General features: G+C 54.8%; 20 protein-coding genes, 1 tRNA gene and 1 pseudogene. 9 read left to right on the top strand and 13 right to left on the bottom strand.

Going from position 1 to position 22,153, the window contains the following annotated elements; genetic code table 11:
* Window positions 1-37: 37 nt before the first annotated feature.
* On the bottom strand, window positions 38-1,126 hold the full coding sequence (cydB, locus tag H7F08_RS11680) for a cytochrome d ubiquinol oxidase subunit II (protein WP_075322927.1): 1,089 nt from the start codon (window positions 1,124-1,126) through the stop codon (window positions 38-40).
* 12 nt (window positions 1,127-1,138) lie between these two features.
* On the bottom strand, window positions 1,139-2,587 hold the full coding sequence (locus H7F08_RS11675) for a cytochrome ubiquinol oxidase subunit I (RefSeq protein WP_193640622.1): 1,449 nt from the start codon (window positions 2,585-2,587) through the stop codon (window positions 1,139-1,141).
* A 487-nt stretch (window positions 2,588-3,074) separates the two neighbouring features.
* On the opposite strand from H7F08_RS11675, the gene H7F08_RS11670 reads away from it, so the two are divergent.
* Complete coding sequence (locus tag H7F08_RS11670) at window positions 3,075-3,371, top strand: hypothetical protein (RefSeq protein ID WP_010639862.1); 297 nt, start codon at window positions 3,075-3,077, stop codon at window positions 3,369-3,371.
* A gap of 171 nt (window positions 3,372-3,542) precedes the next feature.
* Window positions 3,543-3,938: a hypothetical protein gene (locus H7F08_RS11665; protein ID WP_010639863.1), complete on the top strand. Its 396-nt coding sequence runs from the start codon at window positions 3,543-3,545 to the stop codon at window positions 3,936-3,938.
* A 54-nt stretch (window positions 3,939-3,992) separates the two neighbouring features.
* Here the strand turns inward: H7F08_RS11665 and H7F08_RS11660 are convergent, their stop codons facing one another.
* The 10 genes from H7F08_RS11660 to H7F08_RS11615 all read right to left on the bottom strand — a co-directional run bounded on the left by H7F08_RS11660 (window position 3,993) and on the right by H7F08_RS11615 (window position 15,199).
* Window positions 3,993-5,417: a sigma-54 interaction domain-containing protein gene (locus H7F08_RS11660; protein ID WP_193640621.1), complete on the bottom strand. Its 1,425-nt coding sequence runs from the start codon at window positions 5,415-5,417 to the stop codon at window positions 3,993-3,995.
* Complete coding sequence (locus H7F08_RS11655; RefSeq protein WP_010639865.1) at window positions 5,404-5,904, bottom strand: hypothetical protein; 501 nt, start codon at window positions 5,902-5,904, stop codon at window positions 5,404-5,406. Before H7F08_RS11655 ends, H7F08_RS11660 begins: the two co-directional genes overlap by 14 nt.
* Window positions 5,840-6,286, bottom strand: coding sequence for a hypothetical protein (locus H7F08_RS11650; protein WP_193640620.1), 447 nt, complete (start codon window positions 6,284-6,286; stop codon window positions 5,840-5,842). Before H7F08_RS11650 ends, H7F08_RS11655 begins: the two co-directional genes overlap by 65 nt.
* A 65-nt stretch (window positions 6,287-6,351) precedes the next feature.
* Window positions 6,352-7,176 carry a hypothetical protein gene (locus tag H7F08_RS11645; protein WP_193640619.1) on the bottom strand — a complete coding sequence of 275 codons (825 nt, stop codon included), beginning with the start codon at window positions 7,174-7,176 and terminating at the stop codon, window positions 6,352-6,354.
* A gap of 19 nt (window positions 7,177-7,195) precedes the next feature.
* Window positions 7,196-7,807 carry a tetratricopeptide repeat protein gene (locus H7F08_RS11640; RefSeq protein ID WP_051690746.1) on the bottom strand — a complete coding sequence of 204 codons (612 nt, stop codon included), beginning with the start codon at window positions 7,805-7,807 and terminating at the stop codon, window positions 7,196-7,198.
* 97 nt (window positions 7,808-7,904) lie between these two features.
* The gene (locus tag H7F08_RS11635) at window positions 7,905-8,432 is read right to left on the bottom strand and encodes a hypothetical protein (protein WP_193640618.1); all 528 of its coding nucleotides are present in this window, start codon (window positions 8,430-8,432) and stop codon (window positions 7,905-7,907) included.
* 86 nt (window positions 8,433-8,518) lie between these two features.
* The gene (locus H7F08_RS11630) at window positions 8,519-9,022 is read right to left on the bottom strand and encodes a hypothetical protein (RefSeq protein WP_193640617.1); all 504 of its coding nucleotides are present in this window, start codon (window positions 9,020-9,022) and stop codon (window positions 8,519-8,521) included.
* Between the two features lie 45 nt (window positions 9,023-9,067).
* Complete coding sequence (locus H7F08_RS11625; RefSeq protein ID WP_193640616.1) at window positions 9,068-10,270, bottom strand: hypothetical protein; 1,203 nt, start codon at window positions 10,268-10,270, stop codon at window positions 9,068-9,070.
* 4 nt (window positions 10,271-10,274) lie between these two features.
* Window positions 10,275-14,057: an efflux RND transporter permease subunit gene (locus H7F08_RS11620; protein ID WP_193640615.1), complete on the bottom strand. Its 3,783-nt coding sequence runs from the start codon at window positions 14,055-14,057 to the stop codon at window positions 10,275-10,277.
* Between the two features lie 5 nt (window positions 14,058-14,062).
* A complete protein-coding gene (locus tag H7F08_RS11615; protein ID WP_193640614.1) occupies window positions 14,063-15,199 on the bottom strand; it encodes an efflux RND transporter periplasmic adaptor subunit in 1,137 nt (378 codons plus the stop codon).
* A gap of 352 nt (window positions 15,200-15,551) precedes the next feature.
* Between H7F08_RS11615 and H7F08_RS11610 the strand changes: the two genes are divergently transcribed.
* The gene (locus H7F08_RS11610; protein WP_319025773.1) at window positions 15,552-16,145 is read left to right on the top strand and encodes a DUF1643 domain-containing protein; all 594 of its coding nucleotides are present in this window, start codon (window positions 15,552-15,554) and stop codon (window positions 16,143-16,145) included.
* Window positions 16,146-16,147: 2 nt separating this feature from the next.
* Here H7F08_RS11610 and H7F08_RS11605 read toward each other — a convergent pair whose 3' ends face one another.
* On the bottom strand, window positions 16,148-16,801 hold the full coding sequence (locus H7F08_RS11605; protein ID WP_075322922.1) for a YidH family protein: 654 nt from the start codon (window positions 16,799-16,801) through the stop codon (window positions 16,148-16,150).
* A 168-nt stretch (window positions 16,802-16,969) separates the two neighbouring features.
* Between H7F08_RS11605 and H7F08_RS11600 the strand changes: the two genes are divergently transcribed.
* The 6 genes and pseudogenes from H7F08_RS11600 to H7F08_RS11575 all read left to right on the top strand — a co-directional run.
* Window positions 16,970-17,045, top strand: a tRNA-Asn gene (locus tag H7F08_RS11600).
* 139 nt (window positions 17,046-17,184) lie between these two features.
* Window positions 17,185-18,750 carry a type I restriction-modification system subunit M gene (locus tag H7F08_RS11595; protein WP_215865942.1) on the top strand — a complete coding sequence of 522 codons (1,566 nt, stop codon included), beginning with the start codon at window positions 17,185-17,187 and terminating at the stop codon, window positions 18,748-18,750.
* On the top strand, window positions 18,747-19,814 hold the full coding sequence (locus tag H7F08_RS11590; protein ID WP_193640612.1) for a virulence RhuM family protein: 1,068 nt from the start codon (window positions 18,747-18,749) through the stop codon (window positions 19,812-19,814). The genes H7F08_RS11595 and H7F08_RS11590 overlap by 4 nt, the downstream gene beginning before the upstream one ends.
* Before the next feature lie 106 nt (window positions 19,815-19,920).
* Complete coding sequence (locus H7F08_RS11585; RefSeq protein ID WP_193640611.1) at window positions 19,921-21,114, top strand: restriction endonuclease subunit S; 1,194 nt, start codon at window positions 19,921-19,923, stop codon at window positions 21,112-21,114.
* On the top strand, window positions 21,111-21,767 hold the full coding sequence (locus H7F08_RS11580; protein WP_227487869.1) for a TIR domain-containing protein: 657 nt from the start codon (window positions 21,111-21,113) through the stop codon (window positions 21,765-21,767). The genes H7F08_RS11585 and H7F08_RS11580 overlap by 4 nt, the downstream gene beginning before the upstream one ends.
* A 214-nt stretch (window positions 21,768-21,981) precedes the next feature.
* Window positions 21,982-22,153, top strand: a pseudogene (locus H7F08_RS11575) (IS256 family transposase); the annotation flags it as partial.

Genomic DNA, 22,153 nt, shown 5'->3' with positions numbered 1-22,153 from the left:
GACGAACGACGGATCAACATCCGCTAAAGATGGATTTTCAATGCCCACCGTATGCGGCTTTTTTGCTTAACCTCCCCCGAAAGACCCAAATCTGATACCAGTTGTACATGATCATGACCGGCACAAATCCCGTCATGAACAAGGTGAAGACAGCCAGGGAGTTGGCTGGATTGCCGGATAGGGCGATAGGCCAGGTTTCCGGTACGACATAGGGATACATGGTGGCGAACATGGCCATCCAGAGAAATGCCACCACCCCCTCACCCCAGAGCAGGGCGGCAATATCCCGTTGCAGGGAATGATTGATCATCGATTTGTAGGCAAAGAACAGCACAATGACCAGCCAGATCGCCCAGATCCACCAATGGGCCCCACTCCATTTGGCCGCTGCCCAGGGGAAAATGGCGTAGGACCAGATTAAGGTGACGAGAATGGCGATCAGCGCCAGAAAGGAAAATACGGTAGTCCACTTGCGGGCGCGTTCATGAATGGGGTCTCCCGGTATGAAGCGGGCACATAAATACAGTCCACCGGCAAGGCCTGCCGCAATGACGGCCCCGCAACCGACCCATATACTGAAAGGACTTAAGAAGGTGAAGGCCTGTCCGGAATAATGGAGTACCGGATCCGTGGAAGCAGGGAGACCGTGTCCCTGTATTTCCAGGGCGCGCCCGGCTTTCAGGGGGAAACCCTGCAAGGTGGCACCCAGAGATACGCCAGCAAAAAAGGGAGCGATCAGACTGCCGAGAGCAAAGGCCCAGCCCCAGAATCGTTTGCTGCTGCGCGCATGAATATGAAATTCAAAAGCCACAGCACGGGAAATAATCCCCCATAAGGCCAGCATCAACGGGATCATGAGATAGTTCAGGGCAGAGCCGTAGACCACCGGGAAAGCCCCGAAGAGGACCCCGCCGGCAACCACCAGCCAGGTTTCGTTTCCGTCCCAGAATCCGGCCATGGAAGCCATGACCGCCCCGCGTTCTTCCTCGTCGTGCGAAAATAGGGTGTAAATGCCAGCGCCCAGATCGGCGCCATCCAGCATCACGTAAAGCATAAAAAACAAGGCGAGAATCAACCACCACCAGGTGGACAGGGACACGGCAATTCTACCCATGAGATCGGTCATGATGGGTTCTCCTTAATCTCGGCGTGGCAATGCTTTGGTAAAATGGGGGGACACATGGCCACCTCCACTGTGGATGGCTTCGGGTTTTTCCCAGAGATGGGTGGAATCCGGAATGTCATTCACACCTTTTTGGATGACGCGGCTGAAGAAGTACCAGGCGCCCGACCAGACGGCCAACTCAAAAATGATGTAGCCCACGAACCAGACCACTTCCTGGCCCAGCGACATGTGGCTGACTCCTTCGTAGGTGCGCATCATGCCAAAGACTACCCAGGGTTGCCGACCGATTTCGCGCACCCACCAGCCCGTCCAGATCGCCAGATAGGGTAAAAATGCCGAGAAAACGACGGCCCGGAGAAACCACGGGTGTTGGCGTAGAGCCGTCGCATTCAGCTTGCCCCGCAGGCGTAGCCAGTTACCCCAAAGAGCGACGAGGAACAGGAAAAAGCCAATGGCGACCATGATCCGGAACGCATAGAAAGGCACCCAGACATCCGGACGATCACGGGCAGGGAAGCTGTCCATACCCGTCACCTTGCCGGTCAAGGTATGGGTTTCCAGCAGGCTCAGGACGTAAGGAATGGTAATCGCAAATCGGGTACCGTCATTCTGGCTGTTGGGTATGGCAATCAGGTGCCAGCCTGTATTGACCTGCCCATTGGGGAGATACGTATGGTAATGCCCTTCCATGGCGGCCAGAGAGGTGGGCTGTGTCTGGGCGACGTCCCGCCCCAGCGTATCCCCCAGATAAATCTGCAAAGGGGTCACAATCAGCAGTGCCAGGAGCGCTGGTTTGAGCAGCTTTACAAAAAGTTCGGCGTTGCGGTTCTTGAGGATGAACCAGGCACTGACGCCGGCAAAAACAAAAAGAGCCAGCTCTACGCAGGCGATCCACATATGCGGAAATCCCCAATGAAAATTGTCGTTATAAATGGCGCTCCACCAGTTGCTGACCTGAAACAGCCCATTTTTAAAGACGACTCCGTCGGGCGTTTGCATCCAGGAATTCGCCACCAGAATCCAGCCGGCCGATAAAGTGGAAGAAATGCCGACATTGAAGGTGGCAAAAAGATGCATGGTTTTACTGATTTTTCCCCAGCCGAAAACCATCAGACCAATAAATCCCGCTTCATACATGAATGCGGTGATGGTTTCAAAGCCGAGAATGTTGCCGAAAAAGGGGCCGACTGCCTGAGAAAATGGCCCATATAAAATCCCGAAGGCCATTTCCATGGTGACACCCGTCGCCACCCCGGCACCGAAATTGATAATGAATATTTTTTCAAAAAAACGATTGAGTTTGTACCAGCGCTCATCCCCGGTGCGGAGCCAGAGGACCTCTATCCCGAAAAGCAGCCACGACATGCCGATCGTCATGGGCGTCCAGAGAATATGCAGCGAGGTAATCCAGGCAAAATCGAGACGGCTGAGTAAAACGGGTAACGTATTTTCGATCAACATAAGGTTGACTCCTGGTTGTTAGTTATTCCGTATAAAGTGAAGAAGGATGAAGTCCTGCTCATAAAAATTTGAGAGTACATAAGCATTTTATGTGCCAAAAACTAGTTGTATGATTTTTATATGATTTTTAATTTATGGAAATGCGCTGTGAAACGGTTGATGATAATAAAATGATTTATTCATTTGTTATTTAACAATTTTTTAATGCAACAATACCGGTGAGCGCGTGCAACCCTAGAATAATAAGATATTTATTTAATAATAATAATCTGAAAATGTTGGAATTGTTGTGGCTTCATGCGTTGCTGATGCAACATGTTGATGCATTGTTCATCCTGTTGTTTTTATTGAATATAAAATAAAAATCGTTGCATTGACAAAAAGTATCATTACGGTGATTTCATTGTAATCAACCAATTACAAATTGGCATGATTTATGCCCATCTAGATGGTTATCGGATTCACTTTTTTGAAGGAGATAGTCCTCATGGATAGTCATTTTCTCGATGAAGCACGGGAGTTGCCTTCAAAGGTGCACGCATCCCGGTCTGGAAAATCTGGTATGACCCCCACGGAGCGGGTCGTTGCCTGGTCAGTTTTTCGGACCCGTGCGGAAGCGGAGCATCTGGTTGCCCATGTGCATTTGGCCCCCGGCCAGCATCTGGTCGGTGGACATGGCCAGGATAGCGTGGCCCCTTTCTGGTGGGTCGGAGTACAAGTGAGTGATCTGGGGGAATGGGGACATAGTGCTGCCATCAATAAGCGAGGGCGGCATGGAGACTGATCTGCGTACACCTTTGGCGGATGTTCTCGAAAAATATCGCCACTGGAATTGTCAATCCTGCCAGGACTTGAAGTCACAATTTTTGACGAGGGACCCGACATCCTGAGAACCGCTTTTTGGTGCGGGCGTGCGCCCGCGAATTTTTGTTCACCTGTATAGGAGGTATTACCCGTGGCAGATTTATTTTCACCCGCCTGGATGGCTCGTTTTGTTGAAGAATGGAACAAGGATCCCGAGCTTTCTGACGCTCTTGCCCAGATTGGCTTTAATTCGGTCATTGCTTATGGTTATCCGGAAGAAGAAAAACCCCGTGCTTTTCTGGTGGTACAAAACGGCAAGGCAACGGCTTCCGGTGTTTATACGGACCAGCCCTTAAACTGGGATATTCGCGCCCAGCATCCGCAGTGGCTGAAGTGGATAGAGAAGTCTCCGGGTATGACGGGCCTGGGCATGGCGTTTACCACCGGAAAAATCAAATTCAAGGTAGGAGACTACGCGAGTATGCTCAAAGATCCACGGATGGCAGGACCTTTTGTCAAAAGTTTTTCTGCGATGTCAAAAATCTAGTCCGCAAGGTAACGACGCTGGGGCTTCTGGGTTTATGCAGAAGCCCTGTGTCCGTCAATGCCCGAGATGACTGCTACCCTCTTTTCCGGAAATGCCCAGGCGGGACAAATGCCGCCACAGGGTTACGCGATCAATCCCCAATTCACGAGCGGCGGCGGCACGGTTGCCCCCGTGTTTATCCAATAACTGCAAAAGACTTTCCCGATCATAAATGGCTTCCGGATCGTTTTCTGATCGGCTGGAAGTAACGGCCGACCCCAAGTGCATTCTGTCCAGGAAGTCTTTGGGAAAATCACTGTCACTGATTTCCGGTCCGGCACTGCAGATGGCCACATATTCCATCACGTTGCGGAGTTCACGCACATTTCCCGGCCAGGGGTAATCCAGGAGCAGATGTTTGGCCGCCGAGCCCAGCCTTTTCTTGTGTCCTCCTGTAGTAATTTTCAAAAAATGTTCGGCCAGGAGCATGATGTCCGAAGGCCGTTCACGCAGTGCCGGAATGCGGATAGGGATCACATTCAACCGATAAAACAAGTCACTGCGAAAATCTCCATTTTCTACCAGTTCCTTGAGATTGCGATTGCTGGCAGCAACCACGCGCACATCGACCTGATGGGTTTTGGTGCTGCCGACCGGTTCATAGCGCATGTCTTCCAGCACCTTCAGCAGTTTGGCCTGATGATGTTTGGGCAGTTCGCTGACTTCATCGAGGAAGAGTGTGCCACCATCTGCTGCCGCAAAACGGCCAATGCGATCTGTCACTGCTCCCGTAAATGCTCCCCTTACTGAACCGAAAAACTCGGCTTCAAATAAATTATCGGGAATAGCGGCACAATTCACTTCCACCAGGGATTTTTTGGAGCGGTTACTTTGTTGATGCAGCAGGCGGACCATCAAGCCTTTGCCAGACCCCGATTCGCCTTGAAAAATGACGCTGGCATCGGTGGCCGCGACCTGCTCAATCAATTCGAGGGCATCGCGCATGTGCGGATCATCCGTAATAAAACCCACACTGCGGGTGCCACCGAGAATCCGCTCGGCATGACGCAATTCGGAGACATCTTCGATGAAAAAAATGCGGCGTTTATGTTGTTTGCGCTCTACCAGTCGGGTTCTGATCTGCAGGACCTTGTGCTCGCCTTCGGCAACGGGAAGCAGATGATCCCAGCGGACGCAGCCGGATTGCGGGCGACTCACCGCATCTTCCTGACCGGCAGCAATGGCCGCTCGCACCAGTTCTTTCTGGACGCTACCTCCAGGTATGCTGCGCAGGTGCTCCAGTGGATGCGTGTTCAACAGGATTTTGGCGGCGGCGTTGCAGAATTCAATTTTTCCCTGAATGTCGGTCAGCAGAATGCCGGCGTCCATGGAATCCAGTAATTCTGGCAAAACCTCGCAGAGGGTTTCCAGTTCAGTGCTCAGCGATGCCATTTTTTTCTCCTTGGCCAGCACCTCGACATCAGCCTCAGTGGTTGCCATAAGCATTCCCCTGATACGGATAGCCACTTTGATATTGCGGATTATATCCCGGTGGAACTCCATCATAGGCTTCTTGGCGGGGAGGGGGTAGAGGGGCTTTGGGCCCATAGTCCGGATCATTGTGATTGAAGGGCAACATGCCACTCAGAAAAGAAAAGGGTGGGGTGATGTTACGGTTCAGGCTCCAGAATTCAGCCTGCATTTGTCCGGTGGCCCGGGCCATGTAGTTGGTCGAATGGGTCATCTCTGCCATGTTTTGTGACATGCTGTTCATGTTGCGTTGAATGTTGGGACTCATTTTCTGGAACTGTTTGGTCATTTCATGAAGGTCATGCGACATTTCCACGGCCAGATAAAACTCATAAGCGGCGAGGACCAGAAAGGCGACGAGGGCCGCGTAGACGATCAGTCTGAGCTGGCGGTCAGAAAGGCCGGCGATATGATGCTGAGACTGCGAGTGTGTTTGCGTAGTCGGTTGTTCCGCCATGATGGTTTGTCTCCTGATGATTTAATTGGATCGTCAGCTGATAGGCTGCATTTGGATTAATTTGTGCGACGATGGGAATCAGTGTGCGGGCACCACGCAAGTTTTTCTCCCGGATCAGATTTCTAACACTATGAATGTAATCATTTCCCGCCGCGTAAAATGCGCCTATCCGGTAATAAACGTTGCCCTGTTCTCCATAGAGATCTGCCAGATACCGCTGGGGGGCAAGATGAATTAATTGCGCATATTCCTGAATGGCGCGCAATGGGTTGCCTTGCCAGTAGGCTTGGCGTGCCTGCATCAGCTGCTGAATGTAGTGATGGTTCCATCCGGATTTTGGACGCGACAAAGCGGATGTAACCCCGGCTTGTGCAGCCGCCATGCAGACTGTAAACCCGACAGATAGCAGTGTTACTGTCCATCGGGTGGGTTTTGTGCAGCTTACCATCAGGCCGGTGGCATCCCGGTTTCGGCTTCGGGTGAATGGGACAGCGCCTCCTGCACTTTTTGTGCTTCCGCAGGATCCAGACGTCCAAGAATAGGAATCAGCGCGGCACCATCGGCATAACGTCCGGCATGAATCAGTTGCATGGCTGCCTGGCCATAAGCGTTGCCCGCCTGGTGATAGTGACCGGTCATGTACAACACATTACCCATTTCGCCATAGGCAGCAGGGGAGTCAGGCGCTTCCTGAATCAAATGATGATAATCCGCAATAGCACCGGCATAGTCGTGATGCCAGAAAGCTCCGCGTGCCTGCATGAGCAACCTGGTCTGATCGGCGGTCAACGGTTTGCTGTTTTGGGTGATGGCCGCAATGCTGGGGGCACTGGTGACATGCAGGACTTTTTGCGCGGGTTTGGCGGCAACTGCTACGTGGGTATTATCGGGCTGATTAGCGGTGATGGCCCAAATAAACAAAATTACAATGATGATCAGCAAGATCAAAATGATCAGTGGGTATCCCCAAAAGCGGCTCAACAATCCTGCTTTTTGTGCAGGAGGGGGAGGGGGTGGAGCGTAACTGCTATAACTGGAACTTGACGCCGCAGCGGCTGCCGCTGCAGCTGCTGAGGCATCTGTATCGGTACTCGAATGGGTCTCTGAATGAGTATAGTGCTGCTGTTCTGGTTCATGTTGGCTTTGCGTAACCTGGTGGTATTCGGTATCCGTGTCACTATGCAAGTTAGCTTCTGATTCCGGCATGGATTCTTTGCCGCTGGTCGGGGCATCTTCGGAATGTAACTGCGGTTCTTCTCGGATGTCACTCATAATTCATTACTCCTTATGGTTAACGTGCCAGTGCCTGGCGGATGATGGTGGCCTGATTCGGGTCCAGAGAACTGATCAGGGGTAATAATGCTGCGGCAGAAGGATATTGATGCGTTGCAATTAGCGTTCGGGCAGCACCGGAATAGGCCTTGCCAGCAGATAAAGGATGACCAGTCTGGTAATAAATGTTGCCTAATTCGCCATACAGTTGCGGTACTTCAGGCAGTTGATCGATTAATGCCTGATAATCGGCAATGGCGGCTTTCACGTCATGTTCCCAAAACGCCCGTCTTGCAGCCATTAACAGAGCATACTGAGACCCGGTAAGGTTTTTCGGAAAGACGATTTTAACGTGCGGGGTAACCGGGGTTGCTTGCTGCACAGCCACGCCCGGCTGTAATTTTGGTGCGGTGGCTGTGATCGGCACTGTTGCAGGATGTGCTACCGGAGTGGGTTTGCTTTCCTGTTTTTCCCACCAATGATGCATTGCCTGCCATTTTTGCACCGTATATTGCCGTGTCGTCTGCCAGTCATGACGCCAGAGTTGCGGATCCTGGATGGCAGCAATCACTACCAGCACAATGATCACCAGAATAATAAACCCAATGATTCTACCCAAAGTTCGTTTCATGGTTGGCCTCTTTTGGCACCTGTATTTTTGATTTCACGGCAATATTGGAACCCTGCAGGCATCGCGGTGCATCTGCAGCCCGCAGGATTTTCGTCCATCATGGATATCCGTAACCGGGACGGTAGGGTCCGGGTGGCGGGGCATATTGCTGGCTGTTGTTAGCGTATTGCGGTGGTGCTGAAGGAGCGTTGTAAGCATTATTATCGGCATTGTTATAATTGCCGTATTGAGGATATCCGGATTCTGCGGGTGGAAAGGCATTTTCAGGGGCTGAATCCCGGTAGCCGTAACCATTGTAGGCTCCGCGACCATAACCACCGCCGTAATACCCGTTATATGGCTGGCTGTAGCCACCCCAGCGACCACTACTGAATTGCATGGGGCCGCCGTGCGGTCCATTAAAACTCATGCTGCCCATGTCCCAGGGCCCACTATTGCCCGTAAAGGGGCCTCCATAACTACTGAAAGGGCCGCTGTCGCCGGAAAACGGGCTACTGTAACCACTCCAGGGCATGTCATTCCAGGGTGCCCATCCCCAGGCAAAAGCAGGCGAAGCTGTCAGTAAACCTGCACATCCGAGTGTTGCTGCCAAAGCGGCTACTTTTCCAAAATGTTTCGCATTCATCACATCTGCTCCTTGATCATTTTGCGCCACAAGCCTTGCAGTTGGCGCCACTGCAATGTCACTCCCCAAACTTGGGAATTATGGTGTTACCAGGTACTCCAGGGGCTCATGGGACCCATTGGCGACATGGGGTTCATGGAGGACATGGGACTCCAGGGCATGCCGCCATCATCCCAGGGCATGCCGCCACCACCCCAGGGCATACCGCCACCACTCCAGGGCATACCGCCACCCCCGCCCCAAGGCATACCGCCACCACCCCAGGGCATCGCATCTCCGGACCAGGGGCGTCCGTAGCCGCCAAAGGGACTGCCATTGAAATTCATCGGACCCCAATGGGGAAAAGTCATACGGAAACTCCCCATACTCCAGGGACCACTATTACCGTGCCAAGGACCTCCATAACCGGACCATGGTCCGGAATTCCCTTGCCAGGGATTGGAATAACCGCTCCAGGGCATGCGGTTTTGCCAGCCGGACCAAGGCATTTCGCCTCCCCAGGGCCCCCAGGCATAAGCAGCAACAGGTATGGAAAGTGTTCCCATTGCGGCAGAGAGAATGGCTACCTTTAACCATTTTGCTTTTTGCATTGCGTTCTCCTTTTTTCAGGCGGATCTATATCCCGATATTTCCGTTTATGGATAACCATAACCAGGCTGCGGGCCATAAGACTGAGGTGGCCGGGCTTCGGGAGGGGGTCCATAGGGTGATGGCCCGTAGGCTGGTGCCCCATAATCTGGCCCAGCATATTGTGGGCCGTATTGAGGCGGGCGGGCGTAAGGATTAGGCCCGTAAGGTGATGGTCCGAAAGCCGGTGCACCATAACCGGGTCTGGGGGCGTTTTGCCAGGGCATGTTGGGGCCTTGCCAGGGCATGGGTCCCATAGGGCCAAAGTTTGGTCGGCCATAAGGGGATTCACCATTGGGTCCTTGCGGGTAAGCCCCGTTCGGAAAATCACGACCATTCATGGGGTTACCGGATGCGCCATATTGTGGGCCGTACTGTGGTGGCTGGGCATAAGGGTTAGGCCCATAGGGAGTTGGTCTTCCGTAGGCCGGTGCACCATAACCGGGTCTGGGCGCATTTTGCCAGGGCATGTTGGGGCCTTGCCAGGGCATGGGTCCCATAGGGCCAAAGTTTGGTCGGCCATAAGAGGGCGCACCATAACCGGGTCTCGGCGCGTTTTGCCAGGGCATGTTGGGGCCCCGGTAGGGCATGGACTCCATGGGGCCAGCATTCGGACCACCATAAGCTGGTCCTGGGGTATATTGGGGTGCGTATCCTTGCTGGGGGGCATATCCCTGTGGCGCCATCGCCATCGGGGAAGAGCTTGGCGGCGTAGTATCTATGGCGCCTTCGTCAGGCCCATTGGGGTAGGGACCCGGAGGTGGGGGCACCCAGTCCGCTACTTCGTTGAATGTGGCTGTAGGCATGGCAGCTTCATGGTTGCTCCAGCCTGGAGCGGGTGGCGTGCTCTGGGGAGCTTGTTGTTCTGCGCTGTTCCAGGCGCTGTCTGCATTTTCAGTTGGTGCAGGCCAGCCGTTGGTCTCGTAGGGATAGCTGGATGTACGGTGCGGAGCATAACCATGCCACTCGGCATAAGTGGAGTCTGCTGGCATTGGCGCTGGCAGTGCTTGATCTGAACGGGTCTCCGACCAGCCGGAAGACGTTGCGCTATTGGCCATGTCAGGACCCGGCATTCCCGGATATGGGCTGGAGTAGGGCGTGTCCACGGACGCCAGGGCCTGGGCTTGCATGCCCAGTGCCGTACAGACCGCCACCCCCAGCCAGAACAGGCGCTTGTGGCTACGGGGGGAAAGGGTTGTTGGGCTTGTCATGGGATTAATCCTCCTTTTTCGGTTTGGAACCGGATGGCCGTAAATGAATGCCACGCGCTTTGGCGCGGGGTGAGGGTGACGCAGTGGTTTCAGCGGCTTTGGTTGCGACGGGATTGCTCTGCCCGCTGACCGGACTTTTGGCCGATCCGCTGGTACTTTCTGAAGTTGAGGCGTGAGGATTCACTGGCCCTTGCGATGATCCATCCGGCCCCTGAGGGGGGCTCACGGGCCCTGAAGGCGACTTCGGACCCGGCGCTTCAGGCTTGTTGTGGGCGGCCGGGCGCTTCATCAGCCAGGCCCAGAGTTGTCCGAGCAAAGCCAGCAGGATTTTGGTAATGGCCCGGAAAAAGGCGCGAATATCCTGTCCGATCATTTCCAGAGTCATGGTCAGGGGACCAGCATCTTTGGGTGGCGTATCCTGAACCAGTGCTGCAGATTGAATATCGCTTCGCGCCAGACTATCCCGGGGAGACAGGGAGACCTGCATGCTGGCGGGCGCAAACGGGAAGGGGGGCGGATTGTTCGGCTGCGTGTCACCCAGATCCATCCCTGCCGGGCAGAAGGCAGCACGACCGCTGACACAGCCTAAAGGAATGACCAGCAGGGTAAGAATGGTCGAAATCATGACCCCGAAGAGCAGGGAAATGCCCATCCCCCGGAAAATCGGGGAGGTGATGATTTCTGCGGAACCGAGCATGAGTGCCAGCGCCGTAATCACAATGGGCCGGGTACGGGTCGCGCACGCTTCAATCAGGGCATCCATGACCGGCATGCCTTCGGCTACTCTTTGCTGGGAGTAATCCACCAGCAGAATGGAATTGCGCACGATGATGCCGGCCAGAGCAATGAAACCGATCATGGAGGTGGCCGTAAAGCTCGCACCAAACAGCCAGTGACCGGGTAAAATCCCGATCAGGGTCAGGGGAATGGGCACCATGATAATGGCGGGGATGACAAAATTCCCGAATTCCCAGACTACCAGCATGTAGATGAGGACAATGGCCACGGCAAAGGCAATGCCCATATCCCGGAAGGTCTTGTAGGTCACGGTCCAGGCACCGCCCCACTTGATCGTGGCATGATTACCGCTGGGAACGCTGATCCAGTCGATGCCCAGCGGGTGTCCGTCGGGGGTCAGATAACCGGACAGGGCATCTTCGACTTCCAGCATGCCGTACAGCGGGGCGTCCAGACGTCCCCTGCTGCCTGCCGTCACATATTCAACGGGTTTGAGATCCTGCTGGTAGATGGGTTGTTCCGCTCTCTCACGATTAAAATGCCCCAGCGTATAAAGAGGTACGGCGCCATAACTGACGGAGGGTACGGGAAGTGCCGCCAGACTATAGACATTACTGCGCAGGGCCAGAGGGGCCTGCAGTACGGCCGGTACCGCAAGATTCTGACCATAGGGCGTAAAGTTACCCAGCTTGTAGCCACCGAGGGTCATCGCCAGGGTTTCGTTGAGGGCGCTGGGCCGCACACCGGCCATGCCCGCCTTGATGGCATTCAGATGAAAGTGCCAGTAGTCATGGGGGGCTTCCAGGGTGTTATCCACCTCGGTGAGGTTTTTGGCCCGGGCAAATTCGGCCGTCACCTGCCGGGTGACCGCGTCGCGGATGGCGGCAGAAGGGCCATAAACTTCGGCCACCACCGGCGCCAAAACCGGTGGCCCCGGCGGACTTTGCACGACGACAATATGGGCCTGGTGTTGCGCCGCGATGGGCGTAATCAGCCGCCGCGCGACGACAGCAAGTTCGGAACTGGAGGCGCTGCGTTCGGCTTTATCCAGCAACTGCACATGAATCATGGCCTGCCAGGGCTGGTTGCGCAGGTAGTAATGCCGCACCATGCCATTGAAATCATACGGTTCCGGCGTACCCACATAGCTTTGCAGCGCCCGGACATCCTTCATCCCCTGTAAACTCTGTACCACCTCGGCCGTCACATTGGCGGTCACCGGCATGGCGGTACCCGCCGGCATGTTGATGACGACGTTAAAGGCACTGGAATTACCATGGGGCAGCATGGTGAAAGGCACCCACTCCACCAGAAACAGCGCCAGACTGGCAAAAAACGCGACCACAATGCCACCCAGAAACAGGCGACCATAAAATTTGCGGCGAATCAGCGGAATCAGGGTGTTCCGGAAAAATTTGCGCAACCAGGTGGCCTGCCGGTGTTCGCCCTTATGCATACGTTCCAGGGTTTTCAGGCTGGGTTTGAAACGCAGCATCAACCAGGGGGCCAGAGCGAAGGCCGTGAACAGGGAGAAGAGCATGGCCACAGAACCCAGTACCGGAATGGGGGCCATGTAAGGGCCCATCATCCCGCCCACAAAACCCATGGGCAGCAAGGCGGCAATGACCGTAAAAGTCGCCAGAATGGTGGGATTACCCACTTCGCGCACGGCATCAATGAGGGTTTCAGTGGACGTCGTCCCTTCCTGCAGCCAGCGGCGATACACGTTCTCGACAATCACGATGGAGTCGTCGACGAGAATACCGATGGAGAAAATCAACCCGAACAGGCTGACCCGATTGATGGTGATTCCCAATAACCAGGCCGAGAATACGGTAATCAGCAAAATCAGCGGGATGGTGATGACGACGACAGCGGCCGCCCGCCATCCCAGGGCCAGCAGAATCAGCAGGGTGACGGCTGCCGTGGCGACAAAAAGCTTGAAGAGCAGGGAATCGACCTTGGCATTCGCTTTTTTGCCGTTATCGCGGGTGATGCTGACATGCACATTACCGGGAATGACCGTTCCTTCCAGACTGTGCATTTTCTGGATGAGTGCCCGGGCGACCGTCACGCCGTTGCTGCCGGCAATTTTGGCCAGGGCAATGGTGACCGCCGGAGCGCCATCCACTTCGGGCTGATTTTTGCCAGCCTTCTGGTAATAAGTCACCAGACTGTGGGGATCGCTGGGGCCGAGCCGGACCTGCGCCACCTGAAACAGATACACCGGTTCTCCTTCATACACCCCGACCACCAAATTGCGGACTTCTGCCGGCGTGCGCAGAAACTGTCCGGTGACAATGCGCATCTGCATGTTTTGCACATCGGTCCGCCCGGTTTCCGTCTGGGCATTGGAAGCCTTGATCGTTTGTGCGACCTGCTGCGGGGTGATGCCATAAGCGGCCAGGCGGCCCGGATGAATGTCGACGGTCAGTGTTTCCTGAGGACCGTGGACAATAAAACTCTCCCCGGTCTGGGGAACCTGCTTGAGATGCTGCAACGCGGTGCGGGCAATTTCGTTGAGGGTGGCGGGACCGACCTCCCGGGACCAGAGCGTAAAGGTCATGAAGGGGACGCTGTTGATGCCCTTGGCACGGACCAGAGGATGGGTGGCTCCCGGCGGAATCCGGTTCATGTTGGCGGCGAGTTTGTTGTAGACCTCCACCAGGGAGGGACCCATCCGTCTGCCCACCTGAAAGCGCACGGTGACCATGGATTCGCCGCGATTCGACACCGAATACACGTGGCGCACGCCGGGCAGCTCGCTCATCATGCGTTCCAGAGGATCACTGACCATGCGCGATACTTCGGCAGGGGAGTGCCCCGGATAACCCACGAAAATATCAATCATGGGTACAGATATTTGCGGGTTGGAAGCTCTGGGCGTGGAAATCAGGCCGAGAATGCCCGCCGCGAGCAGCACAATCAGGAGCAGGGGCGCCAGCGGCGAACTGACAAAAATCTTCGCGATAGAACCTGCCAATCCCAGACTGCGCGAGGGTCTGGTTTCCGGGATTTCCGGCTCAGGGGTTTGGCAACCGTTATGCATGGCGCTTACTCCCCGGAAGACGCGCTGGTCTGGAGCTGATAACCGGACCCGATTCCGGCGGGGGGATCATTGACGATGATCTGACCCACGCGCAGTCCGGCCAGCACCTGAATCTGCCCATCCGGCAAGGGTCCACCCAGGCGCAGCACATGCATTTCGGTCACCCCCTGATGATCCACCAGCACCGAGGGCAAAGAAGTCCCGGGAATGAGGGCGCTCCGGGGAATGGCCGGTTCATTCTGGGCAGAGCTGCCGTAACTGGGCAGACTGATGGTCGCGTACGCCCCGACACGAATGGCGGCATTGCGGGGCAGACTGACCTTGACGGCCACCGTATGGGTTTGGGGATTGGCCTGGGGGGCGACATGAACGACCCTGCCACTCACCATGCCCGCGTTGTCTCCCAGATGGACGGGCAGGGATTGCCCGGGGTTCAGATTGCCCGCCAGACTTTCCGGCACCTTGACCAGCAGTTGCTTGGGGCCACCACTGCCCAGCACCATGAGCGGCTGACCGGGCTGCACAATATCCCCCGGATTAACCTCTTTTGCGAGGACTACGCCCTGAAAGGGGGCGATGGAAACCGAGTTGTTCATCTCCGCCTCAATCTGACGGATTCTCCAGGCTGAAGCCTCCAGCTGGGTTTGCGCCTTGAGGGCGGTAGCTTTCCGGTTTTCCAGATTGGATTGATAGGTGGCCCAGGGATTCTGGCTGTTGCCCATCATGGTCTTGAAGCCCTGGCCTATCCAGGTAAAGGGGTTCATGAAGGAGGGGGGATCATAACTGTAAAGCTGATATCCGTACTGGGAATAACCGTTGTGCAGGGCGACTTCATCGGCCTGATAGGCCGCAATAGCCTGGGCTTTCTGGGCAAGCAGCTGATCGTCATCCAAAGCCACCAAAGGCTGGCCCGGTGCAATGGGCATTCCGGCTTCACCCGCCACAAATTTGACCCGGCCAGACAACTGGGCACGCAGGGTGACCGTAAACGCCGGGATGACCCGACCCCCCAGTACGGGACCAATGCCGGGAGCCGCTTGCACTGTTACGAGGCTCGGCGCGGCCGCCAGGGCCGTACCAAAACCCATGCCCAAAAGGAGCGGGCCGCAAACTAATGCACAACGCCAGGTGTTTGTTTTCATAGACAGGTTCCTTGCAGGTTTGATGAGCTTAAGCAACGCCCAAAGTGTTTGCCTGTCTATTAGCAGAAACTGTGCCAAATAATAAGCGCATGTAAAATATGGTTTTTATAAAATCCCTAAAAATCACTGCAACAATTTAATTTTTTATCTAATTGTTAAATATATATTTTATTATGTTGAATCGTTGCAACGGAGTGTTGCAGTGCTATGCGGCGGACAGGTCGTCCTTTTGCTGATCAGAGGATGCACTGGCTTTGATAGCGATGGGCAGGAAAAGGCTAGGACTGGTCGGGCGACCCCACCGCCTGATATGGTTGACGATTAACAGGCAATGATTACGGGAATCCAAAACGTGACGAATAACCTATCCTCCAGCACCTTGAGAATCGGGCGAACCGTACAACATGCGCCAGCCGTGGATATGGCAGCTATTCAGGCAGATTTTTCACCGTGCCGTACCTGGCGGTATGGATTGAGCTTGCCATTTCGTGAGCGTAAAGGCGCTATGATGACGGTTTTTCTCAAAAACCCTTCCAGTGCCAGTGAGTTCTCCGCAGATAAAACCGTACGCACGGCCTCGGAATATGTATGGCGCAATTTCCCAGAAAGTGGGGGGGTCCACATTTTGAATCTTTTTGCGCTCAGGGGTACAGACAGTAAAGAAGTGGGGAAAGCGTTGCTTGCGAAGGGGGCGGCGCATGTAGTCGGCCCGCAGAATGACAAGGTCATCAAAACAACGCTTGCGGCAAGTTCGGGAGTGATTATCGCCTGGGGTGGGCATGCCGGTATTCCGGCCTCTGCCTATGATCAGCGGGTGTGCAGTTGTCTGGAATTACTGGTAGAAAGCGGATTGCCGGTATGGCGTAATGCTCGTAAAGGATCCGAAAAATATCCCTTTCATGCCTGCTATTGGGCTTATCAGGATGCATTGATTCCGCTTTTCTGATTTTACAGGGATACCCGAATAATCATGACCGCCAGTGCGACGGTAATACCAAATAAAATAACGCCATAGAGACCGTACAGGAATTTGTGGACATGGTAGCAGCCTTCATCTACCTTCTTGACGGTGCGAATGAAATTGATACCACCGATCATCAGGTTGGTGATTCCCAGGACAATAAATATAATGCCCATTCCTGAGAACCCTTCTCCCATAACCAGCTTGGTGTGGAGCATGATAGAAAGCTGTTCCAGAAAAAAATCGAACTTTTCGATGACAAAGCCAAAAGCAATCAGACCGATACCCGTTCGTACCCATGCCAGAAAAGTACGTTCGGCGGCCATGTAAATACGCGGATCAATAATCTCTTTTGCTGCCACGGGGGGTCCTTTTTCAATATGTTGCAGATCAAACATAAAATTTAAGCCTACCACAAAAACCAGAGCAATGGCTGGCCAAGTCAGTACATTGAAAAGCCCGGTAAAAAAATGGCCCAGTTTTGCGTAATGTAATGCCAAAAACAGTACGGCAAGACGGGCTGAAACCAATCCTGTTCCGATCGATACAAACAGTAGCTTAAAGTAACCTAGATACGTGCGTTCCAGCGCCATGTACAATCGTGGTTCTTGTACGGTTGGCAGGCGTTTCAGGAACATCATGGCTGGGTTCACCGAATGATTGGATGGGCAGGTTCAGGGTGTTAAATTATGGCGTGGGGCAGTCTATCGCGAAATACTCCGACCGTGAAGCGGTGTTGAAACATCATCCTGAAAATGCCCCACAGTTCTTGACGCGAAGCAAAGGGAAGGCTAGGATACGCCCACTTTTCCCCGGTAGCTCAGTCGGTAGAGCGGGTGACTGTTAATCACTAGGTCGGCAGTTCGAGCCTGTCCCGGGGAGCCAAAAGAATCAAGCATCCAGGTTATAGCCTGGGTGCTTTTTTTGTTTTATTGACTATTGCCCATATAATTCCCAAGCTGTGCCCATTTTAGGCATCAGAAATGGGGGAAAAATGGTTGCGGTTCGAACGGATCAACCTCAATTGACAAACAATAACGGTAAGGACAAATCTCTCGAATCATGGATCTGGGATGCCGCGTGTTCCATCCGTGGCGCCAAGGACGCGCCGAAGTATAAGGACTACATCCTCCCGCTCATTTTCACCAAGCGCCTTTGCGACGTCTTCGATGACGAACTAAACCGCATCGCCGCCGAGGTCGGCTCGCGCAGGAAGGCCTTCCAGCTCGCCAGGGCCGACCACAAGCTCGTCCGCTTCTATCTTCCCCTCGTCCCTGACGATCCCGAGCAGCCCGTCTGGTCCGTCATCCGCAAGCTCGCCGACAAGATCGGCGAAGGCGTCACCACCCACATGCGCGCCATCGCCCGGGAAAACCCGCTGTTACAGGGCATCATCGACCGCGTCGATTTCAACGCCACCACCCACGGCCAGCGCGACCTCGACGACGACCGCCTCTCCAATCTGATTGAGGCCATCAGCACCAAGCGCCTCGGGCTCGACGACGTCGAGGCTGACATCATCGGCAAGAGTTACGAATACCTGATCCGCAAGTTCGCCGAAGGCGGCGGCCAGAGCGCCGGCGAGTTCTACACCCCGCCCGAGGTCGGCACCATCATGTCCCGCGTGCTCCAGCCCGAGCCCGGCATGGAAATCTACGACCCCACCTGCGGCTCCGGCGGCCTGCTGGTGAAATGCGAGATCGCCATGGAAGAAAGCACCCAGGGCAAAAAGCGCACCGTCGCCCCGCTGAAACTGTTCGGCCAGGAATTCACCCCCGAGACCTGGGCCATGGCCAACATGAACATGATCATCCATGACATGGAAGGCCAGATCGAAATCGGCGATACCTTCAAGAACCCCAAATTCCGCAACAGGCAGGGCAAGCTCCGCACCTTCGACCGCGTCGTCGCCAATCCCATGTGGAACCAGGACTGGTTCACCGAGGCCGATTACGACAACGACGAACTCGACCGCTTCCCCGCCGGGGCCGGCTTTCCCGGCAAATCCTCCGCCGACTGGGGCTGGGTGCAGCACATCCACGCCAGCCTGAACGCCAGCGGCCGCGCCGCCGTCGTCCTCGACACCGGCGCCGTCTCGCGCGGATCGGGCAATGCCGGTACCAACAAGGAAAAGACCGTCCGCCAGTGGTTCGTCGACCACGACCTCATCGAGAGCGTCCTCTACCTGCCCGAAAACCTGTTCTACAACACCACCGCCCCCGGCATCGTGTTGTTCCTGAACAAGGCCAAGCCGCAGACGCGCCAGGGTAAGGTTTTGCTTGTCAACGCCTCCCAGGTCTTCGAAAAGGGCGATCCCAAGAACTTCATCCCCATTGAGGGCATCCAGCGCATTGCCGACACCCTCATCGGCTGGACCGAAGCCGAAAAACTCAGCCGCATCGTCGACCACGACGAACTGAAGAAGAATGACTACAACATCTCGCCCAGCCGCTACATCCACACCTCGGACGCCGAAACCTACCGGCCCATCGCGGAGATCGTCGAGGAACTGGCCGTGATCGAAGCCGAAGCGCGGGAGACGGACGAGGCATTGCGGGGCATTTTGAAACAACTGGGCGTGTCGGCATGAAAAAGAAGCCAGACAACCAGGAAACGTCCATCACACGTTCCTCGGCCGTTGAATACCTCACCTTTGTCGCCGCACAGGGTCAGGGTGGCGTCGAGGTGGTTTATGCCGACGAGGACATCTGGCTGACTCAAAAAATGATGGGCGTCCTCTACGACGTGAAGACCCCCACCATCAACTACCACCTCAAAACCCTCTTCGCCGACAACGAACTCGCGGAGGATTCAGTTATTCGAAAATTTCGAATAACTGCCGCCGATGGCAAAAACTACGACACCGGCCACTACAACCTCTCCGCCATCATCGCCGTCGGCTACAAGGTCAACTCCGAGCGGGCCGTCCAATTCCGTAAATGGGCCACCACCGTGGTCAAGGAATACACCGTCAAGGGCTTCGCCATGGACGACGAACGTCTCAAGGCTGGCGGCACCGTCCTGACCAAACAGTACTTCGAAGAGCAGCTCCAGCGCGTCCGCGAAATCCGCCTCAGCGAGCGCAAGTTCTACCAGAAGATCACCGACATCTACGCCACCGCCATCGACTACGACCGCAGCGCCACCGCCACCCAGCGCTTCTTCGCCACCGTGCAGAACAAGCTCCACTGGGCCATCCACGGCCACACCGCCGCCGAAGTCATCGTGGACCGGGCCGATGCCGGGAAACAGCACATGGGCCTGACCACATGGAAAGATGCGCCTCAAGGAAAAATCCAGAAGTTCGATGTCAGCGTCGCCAAAAACTACCTGACCGAACCGGAGATGGCGCAACTCTCCCGACTCGTCAACGCCTACCTCGACATCGCCGAAGACATGGCCCAGCGCCACATCCCCATGACCATGCAGGACTGGGAAACCCGCCTCAACCGCTTCATCGAAGCCACCGACCGGGAAATCCTGCAGGACGCCGGCAAAGTCACCGCCGAAATCGCCAAAGCCCACGCCGAATCCGAGTTCGAGAAATATCGCATCATGCAGGATCGCCTGTTTGTCTCGGATTTCGACGCCGAAGTCATGCGGATCGCAAGGAATAATGAGGAAAGCGGTAATGATGAAGGCGGTGCAGAGTGAGTGCCAAACGGAGCCAACGGCGCGCGGTCATCGCGACCGCCGAAGCTCGCAGAGCGAAGAATGAGACGGCCAGGGTGTTGAAGGAGATTCTGGAGATGATCGGCGTATGAGCGAGTGGAATCAAAGACCCCTGGGAAGTCTTTGCTCGATCAAAACGGGCAAGAAGGATGTGAACGAAGGATCGCCAAACGGCGCATATCCATTTTTCACATGCTCCCGGGACGTTCACGCTTCGGATTCCTACTCGTTTGATACCGACGCAATCCTTATCGCTGGGAACGGCGCAGTTGGAGACACAAAACTCTACCGGGGAAAGTTCGAAGCCTATCAGCGCACTTACGTTCTCGATGGGTTCGAAGAAGATTTGGACTTCATCTTCTACGTTCTCAAAGGCTCATTGAGCGAGGCTCTCAGCAAAGTAGTTTCCGGTTCAACCATGCCTTACATCCGAAAGGGTGATCTGGAACGGTTTCCCATCCCGCTCCCCCCACTCCCCGAGCAGAAGAAGATCGCGCACATCCTTTCGACTGTGCAGCGGGCGATCGAAGCGCAGGAGCGGATCATTCAGACCACCACCGAGCTGAAAAAGGCCCTCATGCACAAGCTCTTCACCGAAGGCCTGCGCAACGAACCCCAAAAACAAACCGAAATCGGCCCCGTCCCCGAAAGCTGGGAACCGATCACACTGGGTGAATTGTGTGAAAAGCCGGACGGGGCACTCCAAACAGGCCCCTTTGGAAGCCAACTTCACAAAGACGAGTATGAGGAGGGTGGAATCGCAGTAGTCAACCCAACCCACCTTGCCGGGAATCGCATCAACCACGAAAACGTCCCGCGCGTCAGCGAGGAAGTTGCGCAGCGACTTGGAAAACACCGCCTCAGGAAGTTCGACATTCTGTTCGCCCGGCGGGGGGAGATTGGACGTCAAGGCTTGGTCACCGAAGCGGAGGAAACGTGGCTGTGTGGAACAGGCTGCTTTCTTGTCCGGGCGAGCAAACCGTACATCGATAATCGATTCTTGGCACTCTACTTTGCCACCGATCGGCTCGTGAAGTGGCTCTATGCACACGCGGCGGGAGTAATCATGCCTAACCTCAACAACAGTGTGATGCAACGCTTGCCGGTGTTCTATCCCGATCTGGAGACCCAAACTACGATCATTGAAACGTTCACGACGATTGATCAAAAGTTGAGCGCCGCCTTTCGGAGACAAGCCGCACTCCAAGACCTCTTCCGTACCCTGCTTCACGAACTGATGACTGCGAAGACCCGCGTAAACCTTCCGGAGAGCCACTCTTGAACCAAACTACCATTCACACTCAATCTCACGAAGCCCCCCCGAAGAGGAAGGTGTTTATCAGTTACCACCATCGGAACGACCAAACCTACAAACAGGCTTTGCTTAAGTTCAACGACACTCACGGAATCTTCATCGATGTCTCTGTCGATACTGGTGACATTGATGTCGATCTATCGAATCAGGCAATTAGAAAAAAGATCCGAGATGATTATATGGCGAATTCGACGGTGACAATCCTACTCGTTGGAACGGAGACCAAGTATCGGAAGCATATCGATTGGGAGCTATATTCAAGCATGATTGACGGGAGCATTAACAAGAAGTCCGGCGTTCTGGTCATTAACTTACCTTCGACAAATTGCTCTACCTTCACGGCTGCCCATCCTAATGAAAAGGAAATCGTCCACCCTGACTGCACATCATGGACAAGTGTAAAAACACGCTCTGAATATGAGCGGCGCTACCCATACATGCCGGATCGCATCATCGACAATCTCCTTGAACCGAAGGCCAAGATTTCGGTTGTCCCGTGGAGCAAGCTGACAGTAGAGCGATTGGCATTCCTGATTGAAGCCACCTTTCAAGCCAGAGATAAATGCGAATACGATATGAGTCGGGACATGAGGCGATCTGACTTCAACCCCAATTCTTGAGCTAACGAACACGTATGAAATACTTCACTAGCACAGCGAACGAGTTTCAGAACTTCAGTAAGAGCGTAATTGTTGAAGCCCGTCGCTTTGAGAAGCGGGCGTCGGCTTCGACTGCGGATGTCTTTCTATCTCATTCATCAGCAGACAAGGAGGCATTGCCAATAGTGAGAGCTATGCTCGAAAGTGGTGTACGGGCGCGTTACAACTGGCTTGAATGAGGTGGCGTACTGTTGCTACAAAGGGTTTCCGACTCAAAGAGCAACATAAGGAGTACGCCGTGGAAAAGAATACCGTAATAGCAGGTGGGATKSGAGAGTTGGGTCTGGGCATTGAAGGGATACTTCGACGCGCGGCACGCTCTCTGATTGAGCAGGCCATAGAGGCAG

It is taken from the genome of Acidithiobacillus sp. HP-11 (assembly GCF_015100075.1).
GTDB classification, from domain to species: domain Bacteria; phylum Pseudomonadota; class Gammaproteobacteria; order Acidithiobacillales; family Acidithiobacillaceae; genus Acidithiobacillus; species Acidithiobacillus thiooxidans.
The sequence above is the reverse complement of the archived record's forward strand: the minus strand, read 5'-3'. Positions and strand labels throughout refer to the sequence as shown.

Excerpts from the sequence above, each read along its gene's own strand:
- H7F08_RS11655 (WP_010639865.1), bottom strand. The coding sequence starts at position 5,904 with ATGGCGGAACAACCGACTACGCAAACACACTCGCAGTCTCAGCATCAT.
- H7F08_RS11585 (WP_193640611.1), top strand. The coding sequence starts at position 19,921 with ATGAGCGAGTGGAATCAAAGACCCCTGGGAAGTCTTTGCTCGATCAAA.
- H7F08_RS11645 (WP_193640619.1), bottom strand. The coding sequence starts at position 7,176 with ATGAGTGACATCCGAGAAGAACCGCAGTTACATTCCGAAGATGCCCCG.
- H7F08_RS11675 (WP_193640622.1), bottom strand. The coding sequence starts at position 2,587 with ATGTTGATCGAAAATACGTTACCCGTTTTACTCAGCCGTCTCGATTTT.
- H7F08_RS11625 (WP_193640616.1), bottom strand. The coding sequence starts at position 10,270 with ATGACAAGCCCAACAACCCTTTCCCCCCGTAGCCACAAGCGCCTGTTC.
- H7F08_RS11670 (WP_010639862.1), top strand. The coding sequence starts at position 3,075 with ATGGATAGTCATTTTCTCGATGAAGCACGGGAGTTGCCTTCAAAGGTG.
- H7F08_RS11620 (WP_193640615.1), bottom strand. The coding sequence starts at position 14,057 with ATGCATAACGGTTGCCAAACCCCTGAGCCGGAAATCCCGGAAACCAGA.
- H7F08_RS11660 (WP_193640621.1), bottom strand. The coding sequence starts at position 5,417 with ATGGCAACCACTGAGGCTGATGTCGAGGTGCTGGCCAAGGAGAAAAAA.
- H7F08_RS11615 (WP_193640614.1), bottom strand. The coding sequence starts at position 15,199 with ATGAAAACAAACACCTGGCGTTGTGCATTAGTTTGCGGCCCGCTCCTT.
- H7F08_RS11630 (WP_193640617.1), bottom strand. The coding sequence starts at position 9,022 with ATGCAAAAAGCAAAATGGTTAAAGGTAGCCATTCTCTCTGCCGCAATG.
- H7F08_RS11605 (WP_075322922.1), bottom strand. The coding sequence starts at position 16,801 with ATGATGTTCCTGAAACGCCTGCCAACCGTACAAGAACCACGATTGTAC.
- H7F08_RS11640 (WP_051690746.1), bottom strand. The coding sequence starts at position 7,807 with ATGAAACGAACTTTGGGTAGAATCATTGGGTTTATTATTCTGGTGATC.
- H7F08_RS11635 (WP_193640618.1), bottom strand. The coding sequence starts at position 8,432 with ATGAATGCGAAACATTTTGGAAAAGTAGCCGCTTTGGCAGCAACACTC.
- cydB (WP_075322927.1), bottom strand. The coding sequence starts at position 1,126 with ATGACCGATCTCATGGGTAGAATTGCCGTGTCCCTGTCCACCTGGTGG.
- H7F08_RS11590 (WP_193640612.1), top strand. The coding sequence starts at position 18,747 with ATGAAAAAGAAGCCAGACAACCAGGAAACGTCCATCACACGTTCCTCG.
- H7F08_RS11650 (WP_193640620.1), bottom strand. The coding sequence starts at position 6,286 with ATGGCGGCTGCACAAGCCGGGGTTACATCCGCTTTGTCGCGTCCAAAA.